This window comes from Cysteiniphilum sp. QT6929, assembly GCF_030035755.1.
Lineage (GTDB): Bacteria > Pseudomonadota > Gammaproteobacteria > Francisellales > Francisellaceae > Caedibacter > Caedibacter litoralis.
In genome coordinates, this window is record NZ_CP103983.1 from 2,296,507 (window position 1) to 2,308,388 (window position 11,882).

Consider the following 11,882-nt stretch of genomic DNA (forward strand, 5'->3'; position numbering starts at 1 on the left):
GTAAGAGCACAATGGATAGATCAGGATAGGGATGTCTTCTAGTAATAGCTAGATGATAATTTATTAAAATAATTTCTTGAAAAGCGCAAAAGCGCCCGCAATTGTTACGCCGTAATAAAAAACTTAAAAAATAATTTAAGGTGTATCAATGTCACATAAACATCCAAAACAGCACGAAGAAGATTTTGAGTTGATGGCAGGGGAAGCTGCTGATCAGGAAACTACTGAATCTCAAGATATGATTGATGAGGTCATTACACTTCGTAAAGAAAATGAATCCCTCAAAACAACGATTGACAATATGCAAGAAACTGTTGCTACTGCCGATGATAAAGTATTACGTGCCCATGCTGAGATGGAGAATATTCGCCGTCGCGCACAAAAAGATGTTGAGAATGCACATAAATTTGCTTTGGAAAAATTCGCTAATGCATTATTGCCTGTGCTTGATAGTATGGAGAAGGCAACTGAAGTTTCAGCTGAGTCTGAGGAAGCTAAAGCAATGTCTGAAGGCGTGATCTTAACGATGAAGATGTTGGTCGACACACTTGAGAAATTTGGTGTGACACAGCTTGATCCAGAGGGTGAAGTATTTGATCCAAATAAACATGAAGCGATGGCAATGTCACCTAATCCTGAGATGGATGACAACATGGTGATGAATGTCTTTCAAAAGGGCTATGAGCTGAATAATCGTGTCATTCGTCCGGCACGTGTTTTGGTTGTTAAAAACTAAGACCCTATATTCCCTACTTTGCAAATGGTGTAAACGTAGGGGCATATTGCATAGTAATCAATAGGAATTAAGTTGAGTTTTAATGATTCCTCTCACCCGCGCAGCATAAGCTGCAAGGCCTCTCCCGCAGGGGGAGAGGTGAGAAATGGAGCAACTCATTTCTTCATTGTTAAGTGCAAAAAGTGGAAAACTTAAGAAACAAACAAAATAAAAACAAATAAAAACTTGAAAAATAAAAACGCGTCAACATATTTTTGAGCGTTGAAATAAAAGGAGATCATAATGGGTAAAATTATAGGTATAGATTTAGGTACAACCAACTCTTGCGTTGCAGTAATGGATGGTAAAACAGCTCGTGTTATTGAAAATGCAGAGGGTGCGCGTACAACGCCTTCAATCGTAGCATACACTGAAGGTGGTGAGATTTTAGTAGGGCAAGCGGCTAAGCGCCAAGCAGTAACGAATCCACACAATACACTATTTGCTGTTAAGCGTTTAATTGGACGCAAGTTTGACGAGAAAGTGGTTCAAGAAGACATCGTTAAAAAGGTACCTTATAAAGTAATCAAAGCAGACAATGGTGATGCTTGGGTTGAAGTACTAAAAGATAAAAAGATGGCGCCACCGCAAGTATCTGCTGAAGTATTGCGTAAAATGAAAAAAACCGCAGAAGATTTTTTAGGTGAAACGGTAACAGAAGCGGTAATCACTGTTCCTGCTTATTTTAACGATGCTCAGCGCCAAGCAACAAAAGATGCAGGTCGCATTGCTGGCTTAGATGTTAAGCGTATTATTAATGAGCCAACAGCAGCGGCACTTGCTTATGGTATGGATAAGCAAAAAGCAGATCAAACGATTGCTGTTTATGACTTAGGTGGTGGTACATTTGACGTATCTATTATTGAGATTGCTAACGTTGATGGCGATAGCCAAATCGAAGTATTAGCAACTAATGGTGATACTTTCCTAGGTGGTGAAGATTTTGACGTCGCATTAATGAACTATTTAATTGATGAGTTCAAGAAAGACAGTGGTATTGATCTGCATAATGATACTTTAGCGCTTCAGCGTTTACGTGAAGCCGCTGAAAAAGCGAAGATTGAATTATCATCTGCGCAACAAACAGATGTTAACTTGCCATATATCACAGCGGATGCAACGGGTCCTAAGCATTTAAATATCAAAGTAACACGTGCTAAATTTGAATCATTGGTTGAAGATCTAGTTAAGCGCTCAATTGAGCCATGCAAAAAAGCATTACAAGATGCAGGTCTTAAAGTCTCTGAAATTACTGATGTATTATTGGTTGGTGGTCAAACACGTATGCCTAAAGTACAAGAAGAAGTTAAAGCATTCTTTGGTAAAGAGCCACGCCGTGATGTAAACCCTGATGAAGCAGTTGCAATGGGTGCTGCCATTCAAGGTGGTGTATTAGCCGGTGATGTGAAAGATGTATTGCTTCTTGATGTAACGCCATTATCTCTTGGTATTGAAACAATGGGTGGTGTGATGACTAAGTTGATCGAGCGTAACACGACGATCCCAACAAAGAAATCACAAGTTTTCTCAACAGCAGAAGACAATCAGCCGGCGGTAACCATTCATGTATTACAAGGTGAGCGTGAAATGGCGTCTGCAAATAAATCACTGGGTCGCTTTGACTTATCAGACATTCCACCAGCACAACGTGGCATGCCGCAAATTGAAGTAACTTTTGATATTGATGCCAATGGTATTTTGAATGTATCAGCAAAAGATAAGGCAACTGGCAAAGAGCAAAATATTGTGATTAAAGCATCAAGCGGTTTATCTGAAGATGATATTAACAATATGGTTCAAGATGCTGAAGCCAATGCTGAAACAGATAAGAAATTCCATGAGCTAGTTTCAGCACGTAACACAGGTGATAATTTATTACATAGTGCGCGTAAGTCATTAAAAGACTTAGAAGGCAAAGTCTCTGAAGATGAAAAAGCAAAAGTTGAGGCGGCATGTACTGATTTAGAGGCTGTGTTAAAGACAGATAATAAAGATAATATCGAAGCAAAAACTAAAGCATTAGAAGAAGCGTTTGCACCGATTGCACAAAAAGCCTATGAGCAAGCACAAGGTCAAGCGAATGCTGAAGCAAGTGCTTCATCTGAAGAACCAAAACAGCAAAAAGCAGATGATAATGTGGTTGATGCTGAGTTTGAAGAAGTTAAAGATGACGACAAAAAATAGTTAATCTCAAGAAACTATAACTTTTAACTTGAAAAATGCGGGCATGTCCCGCATTTTTTATAGCGTTTTGAATTGAACTAGAATAATGGTAGTACTATGCCTAGAGATTATTATGAAATATTAGGGGTATCCAAAAGCGCAACAGAGCAAGAGCTTAAGCGTTCATATCGTAAATTGGCGATGAAATATCACCCAGATAGAAACCCTAATGATAAGGATGCCGAAGCTAAATTTAAGGAAGCATCTGAAGCTTATGAAATTTTAAGTGATGCACAAAAGCGTGCCGCCTATGATCAGTTTGGTCATGCGGGTGTCAACCAAGGTGCTGGACATGGCGGCTTTGGTGGTGGACAACAAGGCTTTGGCGATATTTTTGGTGACATATTTGGAGATATTTTTGGCGGCGGTGGCGGTCAAAGATCTGGGCGTTCGTCACGCGCGCAAAGCAGGCGTGGTAATGACTTACAATACAATCTAGAAATCACACTTGAAGAAGCAGTACACGGTACAACCAAGAAGATCAAGGTTCCAACCTATGTTTCATGTGATAGCTGTCATGGCTCAGGAGGTTCTGGTAAGCAAACCTGTGGTACATGCCATGGCGCGGGTGCTGTGCGTATGTCACAAGGTTTCTTCTCCGTTGAACAAACCTGTCCAACATGTCATGGTAGCGGGCATACCATTAAAGATCCGTGTCGTGTTTGCCATGGTCAAGGACGCAAGCAGGATGTTAAATCACTTTCTGTGAAAATTCCAGCAGGTGTTGATACCGGTGATAGAATCCGACTATCAGGCGAGGGTGAAGCCGGTGAAAATGGCGCGCCAGCGGGTGATCTGTATGTCCAAGTACATGTTAAACAGCATGCGATTTTTGAGCGTAATGGTTCAGATCTATATTGTGAAGTACCAATTAGCATTATGACAGCGTGCTTAGGTGGTGAGCTTGATGTGCCAACGATTGATGGCAAAGTCAAGCTTAAGATTCCAGCTGAGACACAAACAGGCAAAATGTTTAGGCTAAGAGGCAAGGGTGTTAAAGCCTTGCGTGGTAATAGCATGGGTGATTTGATGTGTAAGGTCACGGTTGAAACACCGATTAATCTTAATAGCAAACAGCGTGAATTGTTAGAGGCATTTGGTGATTCAATTGGTGAGCATCAAACACATTCACCAAAATCAAAATCTTGGTTTGACAATGTTAAAGAGTTTTTTGCCGGGAATTGAGATAGCTTAAAACAGCGCTGCTTATCAAACCGATCAAGCCGCCAATAAACACATCAATGATTCGATCACTGCTGGTGTATAAGTAATGTGCGCCAGCAAAAGTGACAATAAAAAAACAACGGGTTGCAAAGGATGCTGTATAGTTGTTAATGCCTCGTAAACTGAAAATAATACCGATAAAGCTCAAGTTAAAAATCAATGGGCTATTAAGGTTAAACAGCAGTGTGACGATGATCCCTAATGATAAGCCAATACATGCGCCAGTGATGCGTTTTTGAATTTTATCTCGTGCTTTTTTAAAGCTAAGACTGGCGACGGATAGTGATGACCATAGCAGCCATTGTGGTTCAGATAGCTGCGAAAAATGCCAAACAAGCATGCTGATCAAAAGTGGCAGGAAATAAACACAGTAATGAATGCTGTGTTGTGACTGTAGCTGTAATGTGAAGTTTTGATAGCCCTTGGTTGCTTTTGTTGTGAGGCTCATAATAAAAACAATGGCAACACTCAACAGGCTAATGCCAAAAAGCTTAGCGATGATCGTAAAAGTGACCAGATCACCATATGCTCTTGTTTCAAAGGCCGTATAAATAATACCGATAAATAAATAAGCACCCATCGATTTGAAGCTTGGATTATAGGTCTCAACAATGCCGATCATAATCGCAATGATGGAGACGACACTGATAAAATAAAAGTCACTATGCATCAGCAGTTTGACTAAAACAAAGGTGATGACAAATAAAAAAATAAGCATCGCCAAGGCAATGCGCTTACTGGAATGATCACAAAAAGGAATAATTACTGCAGCAGCATATAAACCACACAATAGATAAATAGGTTGTGAAAGCAGGTAACTTAAAATAGCAGCAGGCAAAACCGCAATAAGCATTTTAATGATGGATGAATAATTGAAAATTCTATGCATATATACATCCTTTTTGTTATTGATGCTGAGATTATATTACAGCTCAATTAAACCTTACATTCATTTAGTCTAGTTGGTTGTTTAGAATATCTAAATTGATGAAAAGTTGGCGAAACATATCAACCTTTGGCATTGATAATGCTACTATTTCAAGCATTGTTGAGTAAATATAAGTGAATATTTCATGCGAATATTAGTCGTTGAAGATGATGAAATGTTAGGTGATGGTATTGTTGAGGGTTTAAGGCAGCACAATTATGCCGTTGATCTAATGCGTGATGGCAAAATGGCTGAGCTTGCCTTAGATACTGAGCCTTATGATGCCGTAGTAATGGACATTGGTTTGCCGCATAAGGATGGTATTGCCATTGTTAAGAGTATTCGAGCGAAAGGCAATGCGGTTCCCGTATTACTATTAACAGCGCGTGATGCGGTTGATGATCGGGTGCGCGGACTGGATTCAGGGGCGGATGATTATTTGACAAAACCTTTTGATTTATCTGAGCTTTTGGCAAGAATGCGTGCATTGGTGAGGCGCTCTGTTGGGCGCAGTGAACCTAAGATTAAGTTTGAAGCACTTGAGCTAGATCCTGCTGCACAAACACTAACGATTAATGGCGAGTTCGTTAAGCTATCTCGGCGCGAATTTGCGCTACTGGAGTGTTTATTAGAGAACATTGGTAAAGTGGTTTCTAAAACAAAGCTGCTTGAGAAGCTCTATGGTTGGGATGAAGAAGTTGACTCCAATACCTTAGAAGTGCATATTCATAACTTGCGTAAGAAAATCCAAAACAAATATATCAAAACATTGCGTGGCGTTGGCTATATTATTCAAAAACCACCGCAAGAAACATCAAATGGCTAAGGCTGCTTTGACTTTAACGTGTCAATATCGATAGAAGCGTCATAATCAACACCCGTAACATTAAAGCCATTGAGCTCTAAAAAATCCTGATAAAATCCCGCAAAGTCACTAATCTCTTTAAAGTTTTCAGAAGTCATTTTTGACATGATCGCATTAGTTAGGATTTGCGTGTTGTCATCCATTTCAAGGTTATCAGGACGCACACGCCCAACCTCATCGGTAATACGCTTATTGCCATACAGCATATCACGCATAAAACGATCGATTTGCTCGATAGTGTTCTCATGTGTGCCAAGTTCTTTCATGACCTTGAAAAGTGCGCAACCATAGAGTGGGAATAGCGGGATAAAGGCGCTAGCCTTAGTAACTAAGGCTTTGGCAACGGTAACAAATGCTTCACCTTGCAAATCATGTAATTCATTGTTAAGCGTTAACGCAGTCTTTTCTAAATGACGCTTAGCAGCACCAATCGTGCCTTTTTTATAAATAGCATCAGTGCCATCAGCACCATCATAGGAATAAGCGGTGGTTTTAAAGCCATCGGCTAAAACGCCTGCCTCTTTAAGTGACTCAATCCAAAGCTGCCAATCTTCACCACCCATGACTTTAATTGTTTCATCAATATCATGCTTTGTTGCTGCCATCATCTTGCCATCAACAATGATCTGTTTATTCAGATCAAGGGTAGGGGCGGCAATTTCACCAACAGTACTTTTCAATACGGAGCTATGTGTAATACCAGTTTTTGGATCTGTGCGTCTTGGTGAGGCAAGGCTGTAGATTAATATATCAATCTTGCCGTCAAATTCTTTTTTGATCATATCGATGGTTTGTTGTCTCACCTCATCAGAAAAAGCATCGCCAATAATGTTTTTAGCAATGAGTCCGTCCTTTTCAGCTTGCTCTTTAAACCAGATATTATTCCACCAGCCAGCACTGCCTAAGCGTTTGTCGTTAACGCCGGGTTCAAATGATACGCTAATCGTATCAGCATCAGCACCATAAGCAAGGGCAATGCGTGAAGCAAGACCATAGCCGGATGAGCCGCCAATAATTAGTGCACGCTTTTTATTAGAGAACTTTGGTAAGCTTTTCATATAATTAATTTGTTTTTCAACAACCGCTTTACAGCCTATTGGGTGAGGGTTCTTGACTAATCCGCCACGCATAATTTCAGGTTTTACAATCATGATATTTCCATGAGTTGAGATCTTAAAGTGTTGTTGATGATATTCAGCAGCTCTTAGCGAGTCAAGAGCTTATCACAAAGCCAAGGGAATTTGTTTAACAGGTTGTTCACTGAGTTTGACGCCAAGTCCAAGTAAACGAATAGGTTTAGTTTGTTTGTGATATAGGTTGTCAAAAAGCAGTAAATAGAGGTTAAGCTCACTGCTTTCTGTGTGGCGTTCAATACTGGTTTTATGAAATGTGTTATCAGTAATTTTAATAAAAATACCCTCAATACATAGTGTATGCTCAGGCTTGAGTCTTGCTAAAAGCTCTTGATGCAATTGTGTTAATGCCTTTAGACAGTCATCTTTTGTGGTTAGATCGTGTTGATAGGTGTGCTCAACGCCTAATGACTTGCGGATGCGTTTTGGGTTTACCAAACGTCGATCAATGCCGCGGCAATAGTCATATAGATTCGTGCCAAGCCTACCGAAATGATGCTCAAGTGCTTTGATATCAAGCTTTTGTAAATCAGCGCAGGTGTTAAGTCCCATTTTTTGCATTTTATTTTCCGTCACACTGCCAACACCAAAAAGCTTACCAACGGGTAGATCTTGAATAAATTTATCTACATCCTGGGGGCGAATAACGTATAAGCCATTGGGCTTGTTGATGTCACTTGCGATTTTGGCTAAGAGTTTGTTTGGCGCGACACCGGCTGAGGCGGTAAGCCCTGTTTGTTTCAGAATCTCTTCTTTAATAGCTTGTGCCATTAATGTCGCACTATTGGCGTGGCTTTTGATATTGGTTACATCAATGTAGGCTTCATCCAATGATAAGGGTTCAACGAGTGGACTGATGCTTTTAAAAATATCGCGAATAATATTTGAAATACGCTTATATTTATCAAAATCAGTGGGCAGCAAAATTAACTCGGGGCATTTTTGCAATGCAATACGTGTAGGCATTGCAGAATGCACACCATAGCTTCGGGCAATATAATTGCAAGTGCACAGCACACCACGCTTGATATTGTTTCCTCCAACAGCAAAAGGCTTATCACGAAGGGAGGGATTGTCTTTTTCCTCAACTTGCGCAAAAAAATAATCCATATCGATATGAATGATTTTACGCGCGGCAAAGTCACTCATGTTTTACGTCCTTGCTATGTTTTTGTTCTTTTTATTTAAAGAAAGAGTTAAGGCAACTAATAAGATTAAGCTAGTGATTGACGTTGCGAGCATTGTTAGTGCCAGCGGGTAAGAGGTATTTATCGCAAAGAGTGTTGCCACTGAGCCAACAACTGAACTACCACCTAATTCAAGTGCGCCAAACATTGCTGATGCTGCTCCTGGATAGGCGCCAAAAGGCTCAAGCGCGCCACTGGCACCTGAGCCTGCGGTTAATGCGCAGCCAAAAGTTGCAAGCATGCTTGGACCAAAGAATCCCCAAAGACTTAAACCAAAGAGTTGATAAATAACAATAAGTAAAATGCCTGAAAATAATATCAATATGGATCCAAGGATAGATGTCTTTAAAACGCCTAGTTTATGCACAATGGCGCCAGAGATGATTGAGCCAACTAAAAAAGCACCACCTGCCATGCCAAAGAAAACGCCGATTTGTGAGCGTGGCTCACCAAGCGTTTGAATAATGTAGGGGGTCATTGAGAAAAGTGTGAAAAAGGCAGAAACACCCGCGATCGCAGGCAAGGTATATGCCCAGAAGGTCAGACTCTTGCAAATGCTAAAATAACGACTAAATAGACTTAAATTAAAAGGTTTGCGATTATTAGGATGTGAGCTTTCTTTGACAAACAAGATGGTTAATGTCAGTGTGAATGCACCAAGTCCCGCTAGAAAATAAAACACGGCGTGCCATGGAAAATAAGCTGTTAATAATACACCGATAATGGGGCCCAAAATAGGTGAAATAGAGATCATGGCATTTAGAAAGCTATAAATCATCGCACTTTTCTTGCCGGAGAAGGCATCGCGAACAATCGCAAACGCGCTCACGGACATACCACAAGCGCCAAAGCCCTGAAGAATACGAAAGGCGATAAGCCAGCCAATATTATTTGATAGTGCGCATAATAATGAGCCGATAAAAAATAAGCTCACTGATATAAAGAGTATTTTATGGCGCCCAAATTGGTCTGAGAGTGGTCCTAAGATCAATTGACCAAATCCAGTAACAAGAAAGAATAAAGATAAGGTTAATTGCACCATTTCCTGAGAGGTGTTTAAAATGGCTTTCATTTCAGGAATCACCGGCATATAGGTATCTAATGCCAATGCAAAACTAAATACAACGGGTGCTAGTAAAAAGACCGTAATAACTGGTGAGTAAGGCCATTGGTAAGTTTTATGTGTCATGATATCTGTTTTGTTGTGGTGGGTGCTTGTCTTAATTTTGTTTTGTTGACAAGCATTTAATGCAAATTATTGTAGCTATTCTTAAGCTAAAGTCGAGCGCTTCTAATGACAAAATAAGCGGGCGCTTTAAATTCGAGCATTAAAGCGCTAGACAATTGAGCGGGCAAAATATAAACTCTGACCCTGAATTTTAAACCTTGAAAATATTAAAGAGTACAAATAAGGATTAGTAATGCAAGTATCTGTTGAAAAAAAAGAAGGCATTCATTGCGTTTTAAATATTGAGCTGCCAGCAGCTGAGATTGACACAGAGGTATCAAAGCGTATTCAGCGTATCGCTAAAACAGCGAAAGTAGATGGTTTTAGACCGGGTAAAGTACCTGCTGGTATGATCAAGAAAAAATACGGTGAGCAAGTACGTTTTGAAGTATTAGGTGATGTTTTACCTCATAAATACAGCAAAGCAATCCAAGAACAAAAGCTAAATGCAGCCGGTGTTGAAATTGAAATTCTAAATAACAAAGAAGGCGAGGCGCTTAAGTTTAATGTTAATGTTGAACTTTTCCCTGAAGTAGTTGTTAAAGATTTAGATAAAATCGCTGTTGAAAAGCCAGTGGTTGAACTAGGCGATGCGCAAACGGAAAAAATGATCAGTAACCTACGCAAGCAATTGGCAACGTGGAAAGATGTTGAGCGTGAAGTAAAAGCGGATGATCGTGTCACAATTGACTTCGTTGGTCGTGTTGATGGTGAAGTTTTTGAAGGCGGATCAGCTAATGCTTCTGAAGTGACGATTGGTTCAGGTCAGATGATTCCAGGATTTGAAGATGGCATCATCGGCATGAAAAAAGATGAAGAAAAAACCATCGATGTGACTTTTCCTGAAGATTATCAAAATGATGAGTTAAAAGGTAAAGCAGCACAGTTTGATATCGTCGTTAAAAACATCAAAGAAGCAGAATTGCCAGAGATTGATGACAAGTTCGTTGAGCAGTTTGGTATCAAAGGTGGTGTTGATGAGTTTTATGCTGAGATCAAGCAAAACATGGCGCGTGAGCTAAAAAACGCGATTAATAAAACGGTAAAAACACAAGTGTTTGATCAGTTGGTTGATATTATTGACTTTGATGTGCCTAAGTCTCTAGTCCAACGTGAAATCGATCGCTCTAAGCATGATCTGATTGAGCGTATGGGCGGTGCTAAGTCAAAAATGAAAGCTGAAGATATTCCTGATGAATTATTCAAAGCTAAGGCTGAGAAATCAGTCAAGCTAGGTTTAATTTTGCAAGCGATTGTGCGTGATCAGAAGTTTGAAGCGGATCAAGAAGGAATTGATGCTGTGATTGAAGAAATGGCATCTGTTTATGAAGATGCGCAAGAAGTACGTGATCACGTTAAAAATAATAAGAAAGAATTAGAAAACATCAAAAACGTTGTTGTTGAAAATAAGCTAGTTGATTGGGTGGTGGAGCAAGGTCAAGCCACTGAGAAAACAGAAGACTTCTTTGATTTAATCAAGAAAGTTTTACCACAAGGTGGCATGTTTTAATCAATGAATTAAAACAACGCAATTTGTGCCAGTAAAGCACTGGAGAAAATGAAATAATCAACTTAAACTAAGAGCCACGTTTGTGGCTTTTTTGTTATTAACTTGTCAGTGTAAACGCACTTGCAATATGGATATAAGGTGAAAATATGATTACAAATAATTTAGTTCCTATGGTTGTTGAACAAACATCGCGTGGTGAGCGCTCTTATGATATTTATTCGCGTTTATTAAAGGAACGCATCGTGTTTTTAAATGGCGAAGTCAATGATACATCGGCTAATTTAGTTATTGCTCAATTATTATTCTTAGAATCTGAAAATCCTGATAAAGATATTTATTTCTATATCAACTCACCAGGTGGCTCAGTCACTGCAGGGATGGGTGTTTATGATACGATGCAGTTTATCAAGCCTAATGTAAGTACGATTTGTATTGGTTTGGCAGCAAGTATGGGTGCTGTTTTATTAGCAGCAGGTGAAAAAGGCAAGCGCTATAGCCTGCCACACTCACAAATTATGATTCATCAGCCGTTAGGTGGTTTTAGAGGTCAGGCATCTGATGTTGAGATCCATGCACGCAATATGCTAAGAATCAAAGAGCGCTTGAATCATGTGCTAGCGCGTCATACCGGTCAGTCTTATGAGCAGACGGTGAAAGATACGGATCGTGATAATTTCATGATGGCGGAAGAAGCAAAAGAATATGGCTTAATCGATCAGGTGATTGAGTCAAGAGCGCATATTCCAAGTGCTAAATAAAAAATAAAAGCTTGAATTTCTGCATAATCGCCCGCAACTCGATGGGCGTTT

General features: G+C 39.8%; 10 protein-coding genes. 6 read left to right on the forward strand and 4 right to left on the reverse strand.

Features of this window, described 5'->3' with window-relative positions; all coding sequences use genetic code 11:
* The first annotated feature begins 148 nt into the window (after positions 1-148).
* From grpE to dnaJ, 3 genes are all read left to right on the forward strand, one after another.
* Positions 149-736, forward strand: a complete 588-nt coding sequence (gene grpE, locus NYP54_RS10040) for a nucleotide exchange factor GrpE (protein ID WP_283156388.1) — start codon at positions 149-151, stop codon at positions 734-736.
* Positions 737-1,018: 282 nt separating this feature from the next.
* Positions 1,019-2,959 carry a molecular chaperone DnaK gene (gene dnaK, locus NYP54_RS10045; protein ID WP_283156389.1) on the forward strand — a complete coding sequence of 647 codons (1,941 nt, stop codon included), beginning with the start codon at positions 1,019-1,021 and terminating at the stop codon, positions 2,957-2,959.
* A 96-nt stretch (positions 2,960-3,055) separates the two neighbouring features.
* On the forward strand, positions 3,056-4,183 hold the full coding sequence (gene dnaJ, locus NYP54_RS10050; protein ID WP_283156390.1) for a molecular chaperone DnaJ: 1,128 nt from the start codon (positions 3,056-3,058) through the stop codon (positions 4,181-4,183).
* Here dnaJ and NYP54_RS10055 read toward each other — a convergent pair.
* Positions 4,158-5,111 (reverse strand): FUSC family protein, encoded by a 954-nt coding sequence (locus tag NYP54_RS10055; RefSeq protein ID WP_283156391.1) that lies wholly within the window; start codon positions 5,109-5,111, stop codon positions 4,158-4,160. The two genes, dnaJ and NYP54_RS10055, sit on opposite strands and share 26 nt — an antisense overlap.
* 184 nt (positions 5,112-5,295) lie before the next feature.
* Here NYP54_RS10055 and NYP54_RS10060 point away from each other — a divergent pair, with 184 nt between their 5' ends.
* Positions 5,296-5,976 carry a response regulator transcription factor gene (locus NYP54_RS10060; protein WP_151193283.1) on the forward strand — a complete coding sequence of 227 codons (681 nt, stop codon included), beginning with the start codon at positions 5,296-5,298 and terminating at the stop codon, positions 5,974-5,976.
* Here NYP54_RS10060 and fabV read toward each other — a convergent pair.
* From fabV to NYP54_RS10075, 3 genes are all read right to left on the reverse strand, one after another.
* Complete coding sequence (gene fabV, locus NYP54_RS10065; protein WP_283156392.1) at positions 5,973-7,166, reverse strand: enoyl-ACP reductase FabV; 1,194 nt, start codon at positions 7,164-7,166, stop codon at positions 5,973-5,975. The genes NYP54_RS10060 and fabV overlap by 4 nt on opposite strands.
* Positions 7,167-7,238: 72 nt before the next feature.
* The gene (gene dinB / locus NYP54_RS10070) at positions 7,239-8,297 is read right to left on the reverse strand and encodes a DNA polymerase IV (RefSeq protein ID WP_283156393.1); all 1,059 of its coding nucleotides are present in this window, start codon (positions 8,295-8,297) and stop codon (positions 7,239-7,241) included.
* Between the two features lie 3 nt (positions 8,298-8,300).
* Complete coding sequence (locus NYP54_RS10075) at positions 8,301-9,524, reverse strand: multidrug effflux MFS transporter (protein ID WP_283156394.1); 1,224 nt, start codon at positions 9,522-9,524, stop codon at positions 8,301-8,303.
* A 232-nt stretch (positions 9,525-9,756) separates the two neighbouring features.
* On the opposite strand from NYP54_RS10075, the gene tig reads away from it, so the two are divergent.
* Both tig and clpP read left to right on the forward strand, forming a co-directional pair.
* Positions 9,757-11,073 carry a trigger factor gene (gene tig / locus NYP54_RS10080; RefSeq protein ID WP_283156395.1) on the forward strand — a complete coding sequence of 439 codons (1,317 nt, stop codon included), beginning with the start codon at positions 9,757-9,759 and terminating at the stop codon, positions 11,071-11,073.
* A 146-nt stretch (positions 11,074-11,219) separates the two neighbouring features.
* A complete protein-coding gene (gene clpP / locus NYP54_RS10085; protein WP_117002513.1) occupies positions 11,220-11,831 on the forward strand; it encodes an ATP-dependent Clp endopeptidase proteolytic subunit ClpP in 612 nt (203 codons plus the stop codon).
* Positions 11,832-11,882: the final 51 nt, after the last annotated feature.

Coding starts and splice junctions, on each gene's coding strand:
- dnaK (WP_283156389.1), top strand. CDS start 1,019: ATGGGTAAAATTATAGGTATAGATTTAGGTACAACCAACTCTTGCGTT.
- NYP54_RS10075 (WP_283156394.1), bottom strand. CDS start 9,524: ATGACACATAAAACTTACCAATGGCCTTACTCACCAGTTATTACGGTC.
- NYP54_RS10055 (WP_283156391.1), bottom strand. CDS start 5,111: ATGCATAGAATTTTCAATTATTCATCCATCATTAAAATGCTTATTGCG.
- fabV (WP_283156392.1), bottom strand. CDS start 7,166: ATGATTGTAAAACCTGAAATTATGCGTGGCGGATTAGTCAAGAACCCT.
- dnaJ (WP_283156390.1), top strand. CDS start 3,056: ATGCCTAGAGATTATTATGAAATATTAGGGGTATCCAAAAGCGCAACA.
- NYP54_RS10060 (WP_151193283.1), top strand. CDS start 5,296: ATGCGAATATTAGTCGTTGAAGATGATGAAATGTTAGGTGATGGTATT.
- clpP (WP_117002513.1), top strand. CDS start 11,220: ATGATTACAAATAATTTAGTTCCTATGGTTGTTGAACAAACATCGCGT.
- dinB (WP_283156393.1), bottom strand. CDS start 8,297: ATGAGTGACTTTGCCGCGCGTAAAATCATTCATATCGATATGGATTAT.
- grpE (WP_283156388.1), top strand. CDS start 149: ATGTCACATAAACATCCAAAACAGCACGAAGAAGATTTTGAGTTGATG.
- tig (WP_283156395.1), top strand. CDS start 9,757: ATGCAAGTATCTGTTGAAAAAAAAGAAGGCATTCATTGCGTTTTAAAT.